This is a genomic window from Paenibacillus sp. FSL M7-0420, from assembly GCF_038002345.1.
Lineage (GTDB): Bacteria > Bacillota > Bacilli > Paenibacillales > Paenibacillaceae > Paenibacillus_AQ.
In genome coordinates this window covers 5,749,891-5,768,578 of sequence record NZ_JBBOCJ010000001.1, presented here as the reverse complement: position 1 = coordinate 5,768,578, position 18,688 = coordinate 5,749,891, and the positions used below count along the sequence as shown (strand labels likewise).

16 protein-coding genes, 1 tRNA gene and 1 other annotated feature (1 of these 18 cut by a window edge) are annotated in these 18,688 nt (G+C 55.0%); of the genes, 11 read left to right on the top strand and 6 right to left on the bottom strand.

Annotation, left to right across the window (positions count from 1 at the left end; genetic code table 11):
* Positions 1-192 (bottom strand) — a binding site (T-box leader); it reaches 30 nt to the left of the window's first position.
* 234 nt (positions 193-426) lie between these two features.
* Positions 427-732, bottom strand: a complete 306-nt coding sequence (locus tag MKX51_RS24550) for a hypothetical protein (RefSeq protein ID WP_076086516.1) — start codon at positions 730-732, stop codon at positions 427-429.
* 192 nt (positions 733-924) lie between these two features.
* Between MKX51_RS24550 and MKX51_RS24545 the strand changes: the two genes are divergently transcribed.
* Positions 925-1,302, top strand: coding sequence for a hypothetical protein (locus MKX51_RS24545; protein WP_340994205.1), 378 nt, complete (start codon positions 925-927; stop codon positions 1,300-1,302).
* A gap of 470 nt (positions 1,303-1,772) precedes the next feature.
* Here MKX51_RS24545 and MKX51_RS24540 read toward each other — a convergent pair whose 3' ends face one another.
* The 4 genes from MKX51_RS24540 to MKX51_RS24525 all read right to left on the bottom strand — a co-directional run bounded on the left by MKX51_RS24540 (position 1,773) and on the right by MKX51_RS24525 (position 7,693).
* On the bottom strand, positions 1,773-5,117 hold the full coding sequence (locus MKX51_RS24540; RefSeq protein ID WP_340994204.1) for a DEAD/DEAH box helicase: 3,345 nt from the start codon (positions 5,115-5,117) through the stop codon (positions 1,773-1,775).
* A 66-nt stretch (positions 5,118-5,183) separates the two neighbouring features.
* Entirely contained in the window at positions 5,184-5,870 is a 687-nt protein-coding gene (locus tag MKX51_RS24535; RefSeq protein ID WP_340994203.1) for a TetR/AcrR family transcriptional regulator, read from the bottom strand.
* A gap of 57 nt (positions 5,871-5,927) precedes the next feature.
* Entirely contained in the window at positions 5,928-6,965 is a 1,038-nt protein-coding gene (locus MKX51_RS24530; protein WP_340994202.1) for an ABC transporter permease, read from the bottom strand.
* The gene (locus MKX51_RS24525; protein ID WP_340994201.1) at positions 6,962-7,693 is read right to left on the bottom strand and encodes an ABC transporter ATP-binding protein; all 732 of its coding nucleotides are present in this window, start codon (positions 7,691-7,693) and stop codon (positions 6,962-6,964) included. The genes MKX51_RS24530 and MKX51_RS24525 overlap by 4 nt, the downstream gene beginning before the upstream one ends.
* A gap of 184 nt (positions 7,694-7,877) precedes the next feature.
* Between MKX51_RS24525 and MKX51_RS24520 the strand changes: the two genes are divergently transcribed.
* From MKX51_RS24520 to MKX51_RS24490, 7 genes are all read left to right on the top strand, one after another.
* Positions 7,878-8,321, top strand: coding sequence for a hypothetical protein (locus tag MKX51_RS24520; protein ID WP_340994200.1), 444 nt, complete (start codon positions 7,878-7,880; stop codon positions 8,319-8,321).
* 171 nt (positions 8,322-8,492) lie between these two features.
* Positions 8,493-9,926 (top strand): stalk domain-containing protein, encoded by a 1,434-nt coding sequence (locus MKX51_RS24515; RefSeq protein ID WP_340994199.1) that lies wholly within the window; start codon positions 8,493-8,495, stop codon positions 9,924-9,926.
* Between the two features lie 44 nt (positions 9,927-9,970).
* The gene (locus MKX51_RS24510) at positions 9,971-10,834 is read left to right on the top strand and encodes a phosphate ABC transporter substrate-binding protein (RefSeq protein ID WP_340994198.1); all 864 of its coding nucleotides are present in this window, start codon (positions 9,971-9,973) and stop codon (positions 10,832-10,834) included.
* Positions 10,835-10,924: 90 nt separating this feature from the next.
* Positions 10,925-11,869 carry a phosphate ABC transporter permease subunit PstC gene (gene pstC, locus MKX51_RS24505; RefSeq protein WP_340938547.1) on the top strand — a complete coding sequence of 315 codons (945 nt, stop codon included), beginning with the start codon at positions 10,925-10,927 and terminating at the stop codon, positions 11,867-11,869.
* Complete coding sequence (gene pstA / locus MKX51_RS24500) at positions 11,869-12,750, top strand: phosphate ABC transporter permease PstA (RefSeq protein WP_340994197.1); 882 nt, start codon at positions 11,869-11,871, stop codon at positions 12,748-12,750. The genes pstC and pstA overlap by 1 nt, the downstream gene beginning before the upstream one ends.
* A gap of 248 nt (positions 12,751-12,998) precedes the next feature.
* A complete protein-coding gene (locus MKX51_RS24495; RefSeq protein ID WP_340994196.1) occupies positions 12,999-13,805 on the top strand; it encodes an RQC-minor-1 family DNA-binding protein in 807 nt (268 codons plus the stop codon).
* On the top strand, positions 13,798-14,184 hold the full coding sequence (locus MKX51_RS24490) for a hypothetical protein (RefSeq protein WP_340994195.1): 387 nt from the start codon (positions 13,798-13,800) through the stop codon (positions 14,182-14,184). Before MKX51_RS24495 ends, MKX51_RS24490 begins: the two co-directional genes overlap by 8 nt.
* Before the next feature lie 1,035 nt (positions 14,185-15,219).
* Here MKX51_RS24490 and MKX51_RS24485 read toward each other — a convergent pair.
* Positions 15,220-15,293: transfer RNA gene (locus MKX51_RS24485), tRNA-Arg, on the bottom strand.
* Positions 15,294-15,446: 153 nt separating this feature from the next.
* Between MKX51_RS24485 and MKX51_RS24480 the strand changes: the two genes are divergently transcribed.
* The 3 genes from MKX51_RS24480 to clpP all read left to right on the top strand — a co-directional run bounded on the left by MKX51_RS24480 (position 15,447) and on the right by clpP (position 18,687).
* Positions 15,447-16,376 (top strand): hypothetical protein, encoded by a 930-nt coding sequence (locus tag MKX51_RS24480; protein ID WP_340994194.1) that lies wholly within the window; start codon positions 15,447-15,449, stop codon positions 16,374-16,376.
* A 95-nt stretch (positions 16,377-16,471) separates the two neighbouring features.
* Positions 16,472-17,815, top strand: a complete 1,344-nt coding sequence (gene tig, locus MKX51_RS24475; RefSeq protein ID WP_340938558.1) for a trigger factor — start codon at positions 16,472-16,474, stop codon at positions 17,813-17,815.
* A 281-nt stretch (positions 17,816-18,096) separates the two neighbouring features.
* Positions 18,097-18,687 (top strand): ATP-dependent Clp endopeptidase proteolytic subunit ClpP, encoded by a 591-nt coding sequence (gene clpP, locus MKX51_RS24470; protein ID WP_340752026.1) that lies wholly within the window; start codon positions 18,097-18,099, stop codon positions 18,685-18,687.
* The last annotated feature ends 1 nt before the right edge of the window (position 18,688 follow it).

Here is an 18,688-nt window from a genome sequence, read left to right as displayed (position 1 = left end):
CCACTCTCGTTGCTGAGCCTTACGGTTCAGCCACCTTACAGGTTAACGGTCCTCGGCCGGGGCTTCCTACTACAAGGTTCAGAAGTCCATCTCACGGGTGCGCTTCATGGTTCTAATCTGTACCGGCTTCCACTTTCCCGGCTCGCTGGGGACTAGATATAAGACCATTACTCTCCCGGTCATCGATTGAATATGGATTTGTATCAGTATAGCGAATTTCTGCGAGAAAGCAAGAGCGGATTACCGTGCAGCAGGAGTCCAACCGTTAAGAGTTACTCGTCATTGGGCGCCCCTGTCAGATTCTTGATGTCCGTTGAACCATAAATCAGCAGCATAATTACAATGACCAGCAGAATTCCGCCGGCAAACCCTTCTCCGTCAAAACTGTCCATAGCCCCGTCCCTCACTTTCACTTTTCGCATGTGTTCATGTGTTTTCGGCTTTCTTTTTTAGAGCGGCCATGATCTCGTTCAGCGTCAGGCTGCTGTTGTCATCGAGGAAGCTGACCAGCTTATCGACGTTGTCACTACTTAGCTCGCTTAAGGTTTTATATTTGCCTACCAGACTGACGAACATCGACGCGTCCGTGTACATCTGGATAGAGTCTACTTTCAGCTTGCCGGTCAACAGAAGGGCAGCTACGGCAAATTCAAGCCCCTTAGGTGTCTGGGTTTTGGAGCTGGACGGTGTTTTTTTGGCGGCGGGCTTCTTCCCTTTTCCAGGAGGGGGCATGGGACTCCCTTCTTCCGTTCGGCGTTCGTATGAAGAAAGCGCAGCCCATGGGCGGTCTTTCCTTATTCAAGGATATGCGTGCCTGCGGTCATTGGTGAATAGGCTCAGGCCTGTGTCCACACCGTTATAGAAAAGTCCGAATATGAATATATCGTACTTTGACACTAGAACTTCAAGGGAGGACGAGACAGGATGGCGATTTTGTCAACAGGACCGATAGAGAACAATGCCGTTTCGGGAGTCAGACCTACGCAGACGGTGACGGTAAGAATTGTCAAGAACAGTGCCTCAGGCAGCTCAACCGTCAGTATTCAGGGGTATGTGCTGAGCAACACAAGAACGCTGTATGTCAGTGAGGTGATTGCGCTTGCTCCGAATCAAGTGGTAACTCGGGATTATTTTGCCGATCTGAATGCCTATGAATTTGTGTTCTTAACCGATGAACCAGACGACGTGGATGAGATCGGAATATCCGTGTGGGGCAAGACATCAACCGGCCAGCTGGTGAATGCACACCGTGTGGTGACGCATGAGAAATTAAGCTCAGAGGTATTAAGCTCAGACTTATAGAGTGGTAGGGTAATGATCCGGACTTCCCGGTTGTAAAATGAAACAGGGACCTTGCAGAGCTGCTCGCTCAGAAGGTCCCTGTTTATATTGTGAATAGAGCAGAGCGGACTATACCAGATCGCAAGCCTCGGCAGGCATCCAATGCCTTCCCTACTGTATACCGGACTTGCCGGATGCATCCAAACCGGGTTTCGCTTCAGGTTCTTGTCCCGTCTTCAAAGCACGCATTTTGCTGGTAATTGTATTCTGTGCAATAGAAACTGTACTTTTGGACGCAAAAAACCATTCTACTGCATTTCATACATTTGATTTTTGAATTTCTGCTCGGAAACAGCAGATACGTAAAAATCTAGTGTACAAAGTGCAACAGATCGGATTTCTCAGCCGATATGGCCTTATTCTAGTGTACAAAATGCAGCAGAACAGCAGAAAATCTCCCAGGCCGGGTCTGGTAACAACTCGCAGATGCCTCAGATCGAGAGGATTTCACGTATATCCTGCTCGCTGAGGCTCGACAACGCCTCCTGCCCCGGCTGGATCACCTCGTCAATCAGGTTTTTCTTTTTTTGCTGCAGCTCGTACATTTTATCCTCCACCGTACCCTGGGCTACCAGGCGGATGACCTGGACGATCTTTTTCTGCCCGATCCGGTGGGCACGGTCGGCGGCCTGCTGTTCGACAGCAGGGTTCCACCACAGGTCATAGAGAATGACCGTATCGGCCCCGGTCAGGTTGAGGCCGGTGCCGCCCGCCTTCAGCGAGATCAGGAACAGGTCGCGCTCGCCTTCATTGAAGCGGCTGCACAGCTCAACCCGCTGGGAGGCCGGGGTCTGTCCGTCGAGATAAAAATGCGGAATCCCGAGCAGAGCCAGTTCACGACTGATCATGCCTAGCATTTGCGTGAACTGCGAGAAGATCAGCATCCGCTTGCCGGAGCTGCGGCATTCGTCGATAATCTCGAGGAGCTGCTCGAATTTGCCGGAGCCGCCTGTGTACCCGTCCACGAACAGGGCGGGATGACAGCACAGCTGGCGCAGCCGGGTCAGTCCGGCCAGCACCTTGAGTCGGCCGTTCCCGAAGCTGTCGCTGTCCAGATGCTTAAGCGCTTCTTTGCGCAATCTGGCCAGGTAGGCGACATAGAGCCTTTTCTGCTCCGGCAGCAGCTCGGAGGCCTGGAGGGACTCGATTTTGTCCGGCAGCTCCTTCAGCACATCGCTCTTCAGGCGGCGCAGCAGGAAGGGGCGGGCGCGCCTGGCGACCGTCTCCCGGGGAAGGTCATGGAAGGCCTTCTTCCCGGGGAACAGGCCGGGGAAAACGACGCTGAAGATCGACCACAGATCCTCAAGCGCATTCTCCACCGGTGTTCCGGTCAGCGCAAACCGGTAGCGGGCCTGGAGCAATCTGACCGCCTGCGAAGCCATAGTCTCATGATTCTTAATCATCTGCGCTTCATCCAGAATGAGCGTATGGAACGACCGCTTGGCATACTCATCCACATCTCTGCGCAGCAGCGGGTACGAGGTGATGATGACATCATGACCGGCCGTGTTCCGCAGGGCCCGGCTGCGTTCACCGGCGGTGCCGTCGGCAATGACCGCCTGAAGCTCCGGGGCAAAGCGCTTCAGCTCGTTAAGCCAGTTATAGAGCAGGGAGGCCGGCGCCACAATAAGCGCAGGCACGCCGCTCTGCCGGATGTCTTCCCGCATCGAGAGCAGGAAGGCAATGCTCTGCAGTGTTTTGCCAAGGCCCATATCGTCCGCCAGAATCCCGCCGAAGCGGTAATGGGCCAGCGTCCTCATCCACTGGAAGCCGTATTGCTGATAATCCCGCAGCACGGGAGCCAGACTCTCCGGCACCGGGAAGTCCAGATTCTCGGGACTCGCCATGTTGGCCAGCAGCCGCCGGAAGGAGCGTCCGGTCTGGATGGTCTGCCCCTGAACGGTGCCCCCATGGAGATGGAGGGCGCGGACCAGCGGCAGGGAGAACTCGGTACTTCGGATATCCACGCTGCGGACGCCCAGCTCGTTCATCAGCGCGATAATCTCCTGGAACTCTGCGGTATCCAGCGGGAGCAGGGCTCCGTCCTTGAGCCGGTGATATTTACGCTTTTCCTGGAGAGATTTCAGGACCTCGGTAATGTCCTTCTCCGTGATGCCCTCCATGGCGAACTTGAAGTCCAGCCAGTCGGTCTTCTCGTTCCAGCTCAGGCTGACCTTGGGCGCTGCATGCTCCGTAAGCACCCGCTCCTTGACCGCAGTCGTCGCATAGACCTGAAGCAGCGGTTCCAAGAGCGGGATGGTATGGTGCAGGAAGTCGAATTCCCCGTCCTCGTCACGCATGATATATCCGCTCTCGGTCCGAGAGAAGGACTCATGCGCCATCAGGTCCAGAATCCGCCGTTCCGCTTCCCCGTCCCGCATCAGTATGACCTCGCTGCTCCGCTCATGCGCCTTCTCCTCCAGCGGGTTGATGACGATCCCGCCGTACTGAAATTCCAGCCCGGCCAGCAGCCGGTCCCGCACCCGGTCCAGGTAGAGTCTGGCGTGTAGCCGGGTCTGGACGATCCGGTCCGCGATGGCGTCGGCAATGCTTACCCGGCCAAGCTTCTTCAGTCCGGGAATGACCGTCTCCATGAAGGGCTCCATCTGCTCAGGTGCAATCGCCAGGCTATCCCGCCGGCTGCCGCTGAGCATCCGCTTCAGCTCGGAGAGACGCCCGCATTCCTGTGCCGGGAGCTTCAGCAGCCTGCCTTCGGTCAAGACCAGCCCGTAGCTCTCCAGAATCGTAAGCTGCTCAAGCCCCCGGACGTCCAGCCGGTAGCCTTCCTCCTGTGCTTGATCGAATTGGAAGCTGAGCGGCAGCGGCTCCTCCGAGAGGGACAAGCGGTCCAGCAGAAGCTGTCCATGCTGAAGGCGTACGGCAGGTGCTGCTTCTAGCAGGGGGTACAGACTCTCCCAGAAAAAAGGGGCCACCGGCAGCAGCCGGTCATTCCCCAGAGTGTTGGAGCGGGTGGCATACGGATCGTTGAGTCTGTTGTAGACCTTCTCATTCTGCATGATCTCAATCAGCTTCAGCAGGACCTCATTATCTTCCTTGGAGAAGCTGTGCAGGGCGGGATCATAGCTGAAGTGCGCTGTGAATTGAAAAGGCTCACCCCGGTGAACCTGCTCCAGAAAAGGTCTGATCTTCTGCGCGATATAGAGGCGCTTAGGACCCAGCTTCACTTCGATTCCAAGCATCGTGCTGCTGTAGCCAATGTTGAAGGGCCGGCAGATGAACTCGACCTGGAGCGGTGTCCGCAGGTCGATATACGTGCCTGCACCGCTTGGCAGCTGCCGCCCGCCGGTGAATATTCCGAGCATGCTGCTCACCAGCTGCCGGTCTCCGCTGCGCTCCCTGTGCTCTGCCCCCGAGGGGCCGGAGCGGCCTTGCGCCAGCGGCGGACTGCCAGCCTTTGCGGGATAAGCCTCCCCCGCATCTGCCTGCATATCCTCAGCCTGTTCAGCTCCGGCCGCCCGGCTGCGGTAGAGGACCGCCACCAGCGCCGCTGCAATATGCTTGCAGAAGGGGCCGCCGTGAACATAAGCAGGGCAGGTGCATTCCCCCTGCACATCCCCGTCGCTGTCGATAATTAGCGCTATCTCATAGCTCTCCAAGCCATGAACCTCAGCGCGGTATTTGGAATATTCGTCTTCCTCGTTATGCTCCGTATAGACAAGATCCACCTTATGGGCATGATAATAAGCCGCTCCCTGGTCAAAAGCGGCATTGCCGCACAGCAGCTTGATTACCCGTTCCGGCACCTGATAACCCACCGTATACTCACTTCCTTTTATTGCTTCTATCTAAGCCACCCCCACGGGGGATATCGTACTTAAAGATTATCCATTCCCGCCGATCCCGTGCAGAATGAAGCTTACGGTCTGTTCAATCTCTGCCTCATCGTCCCAGTCCTGCTCCGGCATCAGCAGCAGCCGGGTCAGCAGGTAGCCGGCAATTGCGGAGATCGTGAAGCGGATAATCGCAGGAGTGGGCGCATCAATCACTTCACCTTGCGCCTTGAAATGCTCGGTAATTGCAGTGACACGCGCCAGAACCTGCTCGAAGATATTCTCGGTCAGCTGCTCCTTCAGCGCAGGCTGGAAGGGGATCTCCTGAATGAGAATTTTGACGATTTTCAGATTCCTGCGGACGAACTCCAGCCGGTTCACCATGAAGGCCTTAAGGAAGGCTTCGTAGCTCTCGAACGGCACATCCAGCACACCGCTGAAGTTGCGCAGCACGAACGGGGCGATCATCCGGCTCATAGTGGGCACAACGATGGCGAGCAGCAGATCTTTTTTGGTCCGGTAATAACGGAAGATCGTGCCTTCGGCCACGCCGGCCTTCTGGGCAATCTCACTGGTGGCGGCCGCCGAGAATCCCTTCTCTGCAAAAACATCAATCGCCGCCCGCAGAATCGACAGCTGCTTGGGCGTGACCTGCTCCTTCTCGCTGAGGTCCAGCAGCTCCTGAATCCACTGGTCTTGCTCCAGCTGCCCCTGATCGGCAGCAGGGTTTTTCTCCATCAATAGAACCTCCAGACTCTTGCAGTTCCTCCTAGTGTACCATAGCCTGTTCACCCTTTACATTCTGCGGTGCTTGCGCAGAGCCAGTACATTCAGCAGCATGAACAGCAGGGAGAAGCCGATCAGCATGAACACATCCCCTGCGATATTACTCCAGCCTCTGCCGCGTACCATTATGTCCATCAGCGCCTGAGCGCCGTAATAGATGGGGGTGGCGAGTCCAATGCGCTGGAGCCAGAGCGGCAGGGTATCCAGCGGAAATAATCCGCTGAGGAAGATCTGCGGCACAATGACCAGGGGGATGAACTGGATCATCTGCAGCTCATTGGCGGCGAACGCCGAGAGCAAGGTGCCGAGCGTCAGCGCCGACATCGACAGCAGCAGCGTCATCAGCAGCACGTAGCCGAAGCTGCCTGTCATCATAATTCCCAGCACCTGGATCGAGAACCAGGAGATCAGCAGAGCCTGGAAGACGGTGAAGATGCCGAAGCCGCAGACATACCCGGTCACGATCTCCCATCGCTTAAGCGGGGTGGAGAGCAGACGTTCCAGCGTGCCCGTGGTCCGTTCCCGCAGGAAGGAGACACCGGCAATCAGGAAGACAAAAAAGAAGACGAACACTCCGATCATAATCGGGCCGAAGCGGTCGATCGTCTTCATATCCTCCGCGCCGTAGAGGTAGCTGATCTGCGGCTGGAGCTGTCCGCCGCCCGGAGCTGGCGGCCGGAGGCTCTGGGCAGCTTCCTGGAGCGCCATGATCACAGCACGGTTAGCCGCCGGATTGCTGCCTTCAAGGACAACAGCAGGAGCGTCTCCCTTCATTGTAAGGAGAGCATCGATGTCTCCCGCTTTCAGGGCGGCATGCCCGGATACTTCATCCGTATAGCTAGTAACCTCAGCCTGCTGGGCTTCCAGCGCTGAACTGAACCCTGCTGCACCTCCCGAGACGCCGATCCTAGGCTCATAGGCATCGCTGCCGAATACCAGGCTCATCAGGCTAAGCACCAGCAGGGGAGCGATGAACATGAGCGCCATGGTTCTCCGGTCATGAATGAACTGCTGCAGAATTCTCAGTGTAATGGCCCGGATTCTCATCGGCGTACACCTCCATAGCAGAGGAAGGCTTCTTCAATGCTGGCGGTGCCGGTAGCCTCAAGCAGTCCGGCCGGAGTATCAGCCGCCAGCAGCACGCCGTCCCGGATCATCGCCAGCCGGTCACATTTCTCCGCCTCATCCATCACATGCGTAGTCAGCACAATCGTTGTTCCCTTGCGGTTCAGCGCCTTCAGCTCCTTCCAGATGGACTGGCGCAGCACCGGATCGATGCCGACGGTCGGTTCATCCAGCAGCAGCAGCGGCGGCTCGTGCAGCAGGGCAATCGCCAGGGACAGCCGGCGCTTCATGCCGCCGGAATATTGGTCCACCCGCCTCCGCAGATGCTCCTGCAGGTTCACCAGTTCCATCACATCCCCGATCCGCCGCGTGCGGTCGCCTCCCTTCAGTCCATAGAGCGCGGCGAAGAACTCCAGATTCTCCTTGGCGCTAAGCTCGTTATACAAGGCATCCGACTGGGCCATATATCCGATTTGCTGGAGCATGGCAAGCTTCGGCATCCGCACCCCCAGCACGGTGACCTCACCGGAGGTTACCTCGTCTATACCTGTAAGCAGCTTGACCAGCGTGGTTTTGCCGGAGCCGGATGGCCCCAGAATCCCGAAGGTCTCTGCCTGATTCACCTGAAGCGTAATATCCTTCAACACCGTTTTATTACCAAAAGCCCGGTTCACATGAGTAACCGCAATGACAGGCTTCCCCTCATCCATACCAATCTCCTCCATCCGCCATAATAATGAGTGAGCGCTCACTCATTATACTACTGATTCCCTGCTCAAAAGTAAATAAAATTGTAAGGATTATCCGTTACTCCCACCCCTCATCCGGGTAATAAAAGGGACATCCTATGGTTACCGGCATCCTGAAACCCAATTCACTAAAGGCGGTGGAATTATGGCAGGACATAAGCTGCTCCTTCCTCTGGCAGCTCTGCTGGCTGCGGCTGGACTTAGCGGCTGCGGCGGTGCGGACAAGTCTGGCAGTGGCGGACGGTTTCATACCTTGGCAGACGAGAAGACGGAGGCAAGGCAATATTTGCCGGAGGATCTGCCGATTCCCGAAGGGGCAGGTATTACTTTTACCCAAGGTGAACAGTCAGAGGGGAAGAAATCCTCCATGCTGATCTATCAGACGAAGGAGAGCATGGCCGCTCTTGGAACTACATATCAGAAGTATGTAAGAGAGAAGGAGCTGGAACTCGGTACAGAGCTTGTCGACAGCCATAACCTGCTGATTAACGGCAAAGTGAACGGCTCTTATTCGTATTCTATTATTGGCAGTCCCTCGGAATCAGAGCGCGGCGGGAACGAGATTATCGTGACGTGGATTGTGAATTAACACAGGATTTACAATAGGCCGGTCCGGGAGGGTTCCCGGGCGGGTCTTCTTTGGTTTGGGCTTGTAATTATTTTTACAGTTAATATTTCCATAACATTCCTGCGCAACAGAATTGACACTCGTAGACGAAAATAACATTAGCAGTTACCTATAGGAAAAGGGTGAATCTAATTGAAGAATAGTAAATGGATCGGCGCGGCTCTGGCTTCTGCACTTCTCGTAACAGGGGGAGCTGTTAGTGTTCTGGCCACAAGCAGCCAAGTAAGTGCCGCAGCTGTGAAAACAGCAGCCGTAGAGGGCAGCATGTCCTGGAGCATCAACGGTACGCCGGTTACACTCAGCACCATTAACAGCGGCGGATACAAGCTCTATTCATTGAGCCAGGTAGCCGCAGAGCTGGGAGCAGGATTTGTGCACGGCAGCAGCGGAATCCAGCTGAATGACAGCAAAGGTCTACATAGTGTACAGCTCCAGCCTGGCGTGAAAAGCTATCAGGTGGATGGCGAAACCCTGGAATTCACAGTGGCCCCGGTTGTACGTAACAGCAAAACGTATGTGGAGCTGACGAAGCTGGTTACGGCGCTTGGCGGTGAGCTTGTGGCCGATGCCCATACGATTCTGAGCTTTGCCCGGCCCGCCGGTTCATTCGATACTCTTCACTGGAGCGCTGACGGCGGCCTGATTGCGAACAGAAGCGACGCTGAATCCACCCTGCTCTATAAATTCACCCAGACTCCAGGCAACTATGATCTGTTCTCTTCTAGCCAAGGCGCGGTGGATTTCGCAGTCTCCGCCGACCAGCAGTGGGGCGCGTTCAGCGATGAGACCGGCCAGCTGAAGCTGATCAACCTGTCCACCGGCTTAATCAGTCCGCTCGGCAAGGACACCAGCGTGAAGACAGATATCGTGTGGTCCAGTGACGGCAAGACGCTCTATTTCGTCCAGGGCGACAAGCAGGAGAAGCTGGCACAGATTTCAGTAGAGACCGGAGAGATCAAGGCTCTGCTTGAGGATAAAGTGGAGAACAAATCGGAGCTTCGCATATCGGCAGACGGCAAAAGTGCAGTGTACATCGTCAACATCACCGGTACCGCGAAGAATGATGCCGACAGCACAGAAGATTCACTTACCGTAGACTTCAGCAAGGCCGGAGAACAGCTCTATAAGCTGGATCTTACGACCAAAGGTGCTAAGCCGGCAGCCTTGACTACTACGCCTGACAACAAGCTGTATCCTGAGATTCTGGCAGACGGCAGCGTGACCTACCTGAGTGCAGATGCAGACGGCAATGCCGCTAACACACTGAAGCTGATTGCAGCAGACGGTAAAAGCACAGATGTTGCCCTCGGTGCAGAGGTGAACTGGTCCACAGGGATTAGCACGGGCCTTGTGGTCTCCGGGGCTACAGCGGACGGCAGCACGGTAATCTACTCTATTGCAGGCAGTGCAGCTCCGGTTGAACTGTACCGGACAGCTGAAGATGTATCGGAAGTGGCGGTATCGGCAGACGGCAGCAAGCTGGCTATTATCAGCGACGGCAAGGTACTGGTCATTCAGAACGGCAAAGCGCTGCAATTGTCAGTCTCACCGGAAGCTGCTAATTAATTAAAACATTTATCGGCGCACACCGCCGGGAGGAGAATTCAGACATGAAGATGTTCAAAAAATTCACAGTTACAGCACTTACCGCGGTGATCGCGGTTACCGCATCCTTTGCAGGGGTAGCCGCAGCAGCGGACAGCCTCAAAGGTAAAATCACCGTTAACGGTTCTACGGCCCTGCTTCCGCTGACGCTGCAGGCCGCTAAGGAATTCCAGAAGCTGCACCCTAAAGTGAAGATCGCCGCTTCCGGCAAAGGCTCCGTGACCGGACCGCAGGCCGTGAAGAAGGGGATTGCCGATATCGGAGCCTGCGACTGGGATGCCAGCATTGATGTTCCGGGCTTCAAGGCCTTTGACGGACAGGTGGCGAACAAGGTCGCGGTGATTCCTTTTGCAACCATCGTTAATAAGAATGTCGGAGTCGACAACCTGACTACAGAGCAGCTTAAAGGCATCTACGCCGGTAAAATCACGAACTGGAAAGAGGTCGGCGGATCGGACGCGAATATCGTAGTGATCACCCGTGCCTTCGGCTCCGGTACGCGCGTTAACTATCAGGCCAAGGCGCTGGGCGGCGGAGATATCGTGAAGAAAGAGAAGAACTACAAGGAAACCGGCTCCAGCGGCGACATGAAAACAGCTATAGGTACAACGCCTAACGCTATCGGCTACATCGACCTTGTATATGTAACCGGCAATGATATCAAGGCTGTAAAGTTCAATGGTGTGGAAGCTACTACGGATAACGTGATCAACGGCTCGTACAAGATCTGGGCCTACGGCTACTACATGACGAAGGGCCAGCCTACCGGCGCGACCAAAGAATTCATCGAATATGTACAGAGCAAGAAGTTCCAGCAGGGCTCGCTTAAGAAGCTTAAGTTCATTCCAATCTCTGCGATGCAATCCTAAGATCCTTGAATCAAGCAAGCACAATAGATTGATAGGTAACAGCGGCCAGCTCCGGGAACTACGGGGTTGGCCTCTTACAGGAGGGAAAGTATGGGGGCACCGGTTCATGGCCTGACAGCAAAGACACAGACAAGCCTAGAGGAAGTTAAACGTAACACCAAGCGGCACCGCAGACATCTGCTGGGCAACAGCATCTCCCGTTATTATTTCTTATTCAGCATCCTTGCGCTCTGTCTTGTGCTGGGACTAGTTATTGTATTCATTGGCAAAACGGCGCTGCTGCTCTTCACCCGCATCTCCCCGCAGGACTTCTTCTTCTCGTTCAACTGGACGCCGGAAGAGGATGCCTTCGGCGCCGCCGCCTTCATCGTAAATACATTGTCGCTTACCGCGCTGACCCTGGTCATCGCCGTGCCCATCTCGGTCGGGATGGCTGTGCTCTGTGCAGAGATTGCCCCGAATTGGCTGAAGAGCTTCATCCGTCCGGTGCTTGATCTGCTGGTCGGCATTCCTTCTATTGTATACGGCTATCTGGGCTTGACCGTGCTGCTGCCCTTCCTGCGCAGAGTCAGCGGAGAAGGTCTCGGGGACGGGCTGCTTGCCGCCGCACTCGTGCTGGCATTGATGGTGCTGCCGACCATCTGCCGGATCAGCGATGATGCGATTGTGGCTGTTCCGCGCAAATACCGTGACGCTGCCTATGCGCTCGGCTCGACCCGCCTGCAGGTCATTATGCGCGTCGTTCTGCCCGCTGCCAGCCGGGGCATTATCTCGGCGGTCATTCTTGGCATGACCCGCGCAGTCGGGGAGACTATGGCGGTGGTGATGGTCATCGGCAATACGCCGCAGCTGGCGAAGAGCCTGTTCGCACCCACCTCGGTGCTGACCAGTAATATCGTGATGCAGATCTCCAACGTGGAGTTCGACTCCACCTGGAACTATTCCTTGCATATGATGGCCTTCCTGCTGCTGCTGATCTCGTTTGTACTGATTCTGATTATCCGGCTCCTGGGCCGCAAACGGAGGGATGCCTGATGAACGGATTCACGCGCACACGCCATACGGCCAGAGCCCAGCGGCGTAATAAACTGGCGACCATCGGCTTCTATACGCTGGGCGTTCTGGTCATGCTGCTGATCTTCTGGCTGATGTTCACCATTCTGAGCAAAGGCCTGCCTTCACTCAGACCGGACTTCCTGATCAAGCAGCCGGAGGAGATCGATCCCGGCGGCGGGATTGGTCCCGTGCTGTTCAACTCCTTCTATATCCTGTTCATCTCCCTCCTGATCTCCGTTCCGATCGGGATCGGGGCAGGGATCTATATGGCGGAGTACGCGCCGGATAATGCCTTCACGGGTGCGCTGCGCATCTGCGTGGAATCCCTGTCCTCGGTGCCGTCCATCGTGTTCGGCCTCCTGGGCCTGGCGATCTTCGCCGAGTACTTCGGTGTTGGCTTAACGATCCTCGGCGGGGGAGTCAGCCTGGCGCTGCTGAATCTGCCGATGCTGGCCCGCGTCACGGAGGAAGCGGTGCGCGCGGTCCCCGGCGAGATCCGTGAAGCCGGCTATGCCCTCGGCATGACCAAGTTCCATGTTATCCGCAAGGTCGTCGTGCCGGTAGCCCTTCCGGCCATCGTCACCGGCGTCTGCCTGGTGGCCGGCCGCGCCTTCGGGGAATCGGCGGTCATTATCCTGACCGCCGGGCTCAGCACCTCCGGCGAGATGTGGGATTTCAACCTGTTCTCGCCGGGCGAGACCCTGGCTGTACATCTGTGGTACGTGCAATCTGAGGCCATTGTCGAGGATGCGCGGCAAATCGCGGATAAGTCTGCCGCCGTGCTGGTCTTTGTCGTGCTGCTGATCAACTTCATGTTCCGCTTCCCGCTGTGGCTGGGCAACCGCCGCCGGGGACGCTGAGAGGGATACGGATGCGCGGATTCACGCTATCGCTATAACCCTGTAAGAACAGGCTGCTCTGCTATGGACAATCCATGGCGGGCAGCCTGTTTGCTGTGTAATGGAGGGAGCTTAGGAGTGCTCAGGGAAGGGCTGTAATTCACCCTGAATTTCCTGTTTCCGGGTCTGGATATGTTATAATTCGGCTATAAAATAAGTGCAGGCTGGACTAGCCTGTGCCCATGATAAGGACAAGGAGGCAGAACGCTGTGAGTACGCAGAAGAAGAGCCGCCGTAAGCCGGGCCGGAAGCAGGCGCCCGTGTATCCCTTGAATACACCGCTGCCAAGACCGGAGCTGCTTGCCATTTTGCAGGCCGCCGATGAGATTATCGCCGCCGGAGGACGTACGCTTCTGGCCAAGATCCTGAAGGGCTCGAAGGAGAAGAAGCTGCTCGAGCTCGACTTGGATGACACACCCGCCTATGGCTTCTACCGCGAACTGACGATGGAGCAGATCATGGAGAAGGTAGACGTCCTTATAGAGGCCGGGTACCTGAAGACCGAGCTGTCCGGGAAGCTTCCCATGATCGAGTTCACCGTCTACGGCTGGACCGTCCGGCGGGAACGGGCGGCGGAGGAGCTGCTGCGGGAGTGGGAGAACTGGCTGGACCAAGGGATCACGCCGGTCAGTATGGAGTATCTGAAGGAACGGAACCGTGGCATGATTCTGTTGTTTCTGTTCAAAATCCTGTGTGCCGGTGACCAGAAATACATCCCTTTCCTGGAGCAGTGGCAAACGATAGAGTTTCAGAAGGTACAGACTCAAATCCGCCAGCTAATTGCAGACCTTAGAATGCGCTACAAGATGGATGAAACAGCGTGGCAGCAACTGCTGGAGGAAAGAGCGCAATTGCTTATTATACGCCCGCGTGATCATGTTTTGCTGGCATGTCAGGAATGCGGGGAGCCGTTTGTGTTCGATCACCTTGATTTTAGCTACTACCGGGCAGATGGCATTTACTTCCCGGAGAAGTGCGGGCGTTGCAGGAATACGGAGGACGGCATGCATGAATAGGCAGGAATTGAACAAGAAAGTGGGCGAAATTGTTAAGGAGCTCATTGCAGGAAAGGGCGTTGTCGCTCCGTTGGAAGTCTTCCTCAGACTTGGAGCAGTCAGTCCTGAACAGGTAGAAGAGTGGCGTCTGGGCAAAGTTCCTTATCTGGAACGGGTCCTTCGCGGCAATCTGTCGCAGATCAACTTCATTCTGTCACTGATCCGTCAGAAGGCAAGGGAGCATGAACTGAAGCCCTCCCATACCGCTTATGTCAAAAGGGGCAAGGGCCCCAAGCGTCCGCTTCGCTTCTCGAAGACCGGAGATCCAACGATGGAACAGCGTTATTCTACACATTATGTAATAACAAGCTCTGCGGATAGGCGTGATCCGTCGGAATAAGGGATCTCCAGTCCGCATAGTACGTGCACGGTTCGCTGTTACTCCGGCATCCTCACCAGGTAGCCGGTTCAACGTGCACGACAAAGTGAACGAATAGAATGTAGCCACCAGCTGAGCTATGCGGACTGAGGGTACGCTATTCGTCGAAAAAACCAACTTTTTGTTCTTAAACGGACTCAGAGGACGTTAAACTGTGCATTCGAGCAGGAAATGCGGAGAAACAGGTTACTTAACGGCCTCTGAGTCCGCATGACCCTGCGGACAGGCATGATCCGCCGGAATAAGGGATCTCCAGTCCGCATAGTACATGCACGGTACGTGCACGGTTCGCTGTTACTCCGGCATCCTCCCCAGGTAGCCGGTTCAACGTGGACAACAAAGTGAACCAATAGAATGTAGCCAGCAGCTGAGTCATCCGGACTGAGGGTACGCTATTCGCCGAAAAAACCAACTTTTTGTTCTTAAACGGACTCAGAGGACGTTAAACTGTGCATTCGAGCAGGAAGTGCGGAGAAACAGGTTACTTAACGGCCTCTGAGTCCGCATGACCCTGCGGACAGGCGTGATCCGCCGGAATAAGGGATCTCCAGTCCGCATAGTACGTGCAGGATTCCCTTCCTCCACTACTAAAGAGTGAGGGAGGGTCTGTGAAGGTCATTTCCCGCTCAAACAGCGGAGAGGACGGAACGATTGTGGAAAAGCGATAGCGGTCGCCTTTGTCTCCGGATTTTTACCGATTAGGGAAATAAATAAAATCTGGAGACAACAGCGATTGTAACAACGGTCCGTTCGCGCAGCGTCCACCCAAGCGCCAAAGTACATCCCGCTCAAAACTAAGACTCCCCCCGGACGACAAAACAGCCCTCCCGAAGGAAGGCTGTTGTTTTGACGTCCCGGAAGGGATACAGCCCATTCGGGCTGATTGCGAAGTGGTGCTATCGAAGCTGATGCTCCAACGTCCCCGGCTGGCGCCTAGGATTCTCATCCCCCCCGGACGACAAAACAGCCCTCCCCGAAGGAAGGCTGTTGTTTTGACGTCCCGGAAGGGATTCGAACCCCCGACCGTGCGCTTAGAAGGCGCATGCTCTATCCAACTGAGCTACCGGGACATGAACACTGACTGAAAAGCAAGCAAAAATTATGTTATCATACATAGTTAACTTTTTCAACTTGTTTTTTTGAAACCGTGCAGGGATATGTTATAATCTACAATTGATTAAGGTTCAGAAGCGATTACAGTTCGGAGAAAAGGAGGTGCCCTCATGAATCAATTCAATTCCCCCGCCAAAGAGAACATCGTGCTGTTTCCCAAGACCCTGGATTACTACCAGATTCAGCTCACAGTTATGCTGGAGAATGAACGTTACGGGGAAGCGATGGAGCTGCTGCGTTTTTTGCTGCAGTGCCAGGGACAGGAAGAGCGGCACTACGAGGAATGGCGGTCGCTGCTGGATTGGCTGGCGGCAGCCTTCCCCCACGCGGCGCAGGGCGGTGACGGGGACGGTGCCACGGATGCGGAGGAGATGGATCTGGGGGAAGAGGACATGGCCCGGATTCTGGCCAGATCGAAGCTGGAGGAGGACGCGGAGTACCCGGATAAGCTGCTGAAGCGGGTGATGAACGAACCGCTGTCTGAAGCGACAGTGCTGGCGCTGGAGCAGCTCTCCTACCTGGAAGGGAGCGGGGTGGATGAAGCGCTGACCGGCTGGCTGCAGCAGGCCGAAGTGCATCCGCTGCTGCAGTTCCGCACGCTGCAGACGCTGCGGCGCAGAGGGGCTCAGGGGGCAATCAGGCTGAGCCGGGGCCATGAGGCCGCTGAGGTGGAGATCGAGACCGTGCCGCTGCACAGCGACGAGTTCCCGCCGCAGATCAGCCAGGTGCTGGAACGGGTGGCGGAGCAGGCGGAGGTGCATGAGCCGACGCTGTATTATTTTGCCCAGGAGCTGTGGGGGCAGTTCGTCATGTCCATCTACGGGACGGGGGATTACCGCAAGCTGTTGGACGGGGAGTATTCGCAGCTGGATATTTGGGCGGGGGCCCTGCACCAGATGGTGTCGGAGAGCCTGAACGGGAACCGCAAAGAAGAGGAAACACGGGGGATGTACGGCATCACCGATAGCATGCGCTTCCAATTTGAGGGGGCCTACCGTTCGCTCAGGGGATTCGTGAAGAGTTCTCTACTTGATAAATAAAGTAATGTTGTATATAATATAGTGGTTATTCTGTGCGTGAAATGTTGGACTATTTAAGTAAACATGCAACCTATTTTTGGAGGGAAAAGTATATTATGAAAGCAACTTGGGAAAAGATAGAGAAGAACCTCGGAGTTCTTGAAGTCGAAGTAGAAGCAGATCGCGTAGCTGCAGCACTCGACAAAGCCTTTAATAAAGTGGTAAAGAAAGCAAACGTACCTGGATTCCGTAAAGGTAAAGTACCGCGGCCGATTTTTGAATCCCGTTTCGGTGTTGAAAGCCTGTATCAGGATGCTATCGACATTCTTCTTCCTGAAGCTTACGGCGAAGCCGTTGAACAGACTGACATCTTCCCTGTAGACCGTCCTGAAGTGGACATCGAGCAATTCGCCAAGGGCCAGCCGTTCATCTTCAAAGCGAAGATCACAGTTAAGCCGGAAGTGAAGCTGGGCGAGTACAAAGGTCTGGAAGTTCCAGTACAGAAGGCAGAAGTCACTGACGAAGAGCTGAATGCTGAACTGAAGCGTCTGCAAGAGCGTCACGCTGAGCTTGTTGTAATTGAAGAAGGAGCAGCAGCGAACGGCGATATCACAGTAATTGATTTTGACGGTTCAGTTGACGGCGTTCCATTCGAAGGCGGACAGGCTGAGCGTCATTCCCTGGAGCTGGGCAGCAATTCCTTCATTCCAGGATTCGAAGAGCAGGTAGTGGGCATGTCCACTGGAGACTTCAAGGATGTTGAAGTAACCTTCCCTGAGACGTACCACGCTGCTGAACTGGCAGGCAAAGCTGCTGTATTCAAAGTGAAGCTGCACGAAATCAAGCGCAAACAGCTTCCTGAGCTGGATGATGAATTCGCCAAGGATGTTAGTGAATTCGACACACTCGAAGAATACAAGGCAGACCTGAAGGCACAGCTCGAATCCCGCAAGCAGGAAGAGCTGAAGAGCGTTCGTGAATCCGCAGTAGTTGACGCAGCAGCAGCAAATGCTGAAGTGGAAATTCCTGAGGCCATGATCGCCAGCGAAGTAGAGAACATGGTTCGTGACTTCGATACCCGTCTCCGCCAGCAGGGCATGAACATGGATATGTTCCTCAGCTTCTCGGGCCAGACTCGTGAAGACCTGCAGGAACAAATGAAGGGCGATGCTGAGAAGCGCGTTCGCAACAACCTTGTTCTGGAAGTTATTGCTAAGGAAGAGAAGATCGAAGTATCGGAAGAAGAAGTTACGCAAGAGCTGGCTACTATGGCTGAAGCTTACAAGCGTACTCCTGAAGAAATCCGCAGCATTCTGGCAGCCAACGGTTCCCTGAGCAGCCTGAACGATGAGATCTCCCTGCGCAAGACCATCGAATTCCTCGTTAGCAACAGCGTGGAAGTTGAAGCTCCGGCAGCACCTGCAGAAGAAGCGGCAGCAGAAGAAGCAAAGGCTGAGTAAGCTTCAATCCTTTACCTAGAACGGCTATCCATTAGCCTCCATAGAGATTTGATAAGGCACGTAAGTTTTTGTTACGTGCCTTATTTTTATCGGGGGCCGGGCGTTTAGTAGTACATATCATGACCCTTCAATTGGCATTGTCCGTGGAATTGCGTTATAATGGCATGCACATGAACAATGCGGTTTAGGGAGCCAGTGAATAAATGACATCCCGCTTTGAACGTGTTAAAATATTTCTGAAACGGAAAGACTAATCTGTATAGAGAAAAGAGGTTGGTGGCATGAGTCTGGTACCAATGGTTGTGGAAACGACAAGCCGGGGAGAACGCTCATACGATATCTATTCCAGATTGCTCAAGGATCGCATCATCTTCCTGAGCAGTGCGATTGACGATGATGTCGCCAATCTGGTTATTGCGCAGTTGCTGTTCCTGGCAGCAGATGACCCCGAAAAAGACATTCACTTGTACCTCAACTCGCCCGGTGGTTCTGTGACAGCCGGCATGGGTATATATGATACGATGCAATATATCAAACCGGATGTTTCAACGATTTGCGTAGGGATGGCCGCCAGTATGGGATCATTGCTCCTGACAGCCGGAGCGCCCGGCAAGCGATATGCGCTGACCAACAGCGAGGTTATGATTCATCAGCCGCTCGGCGGCGTTCAGGGGCAGGCGTCCGACATCTGGATTCATACCGACTGGATTCTCAAGACGAGACAGAAGCTGAATCAGATTTATGTAGAGCGCACAGGTCAGCCCCTTGACAAAATCGAACGGGATACAGACCGCGATAACTTCATGAGCGCGGAAGAAGCGAAGGAATACGGGCTCATTGACCAGGTACTCTCTTCACCGATCATATCTTAAA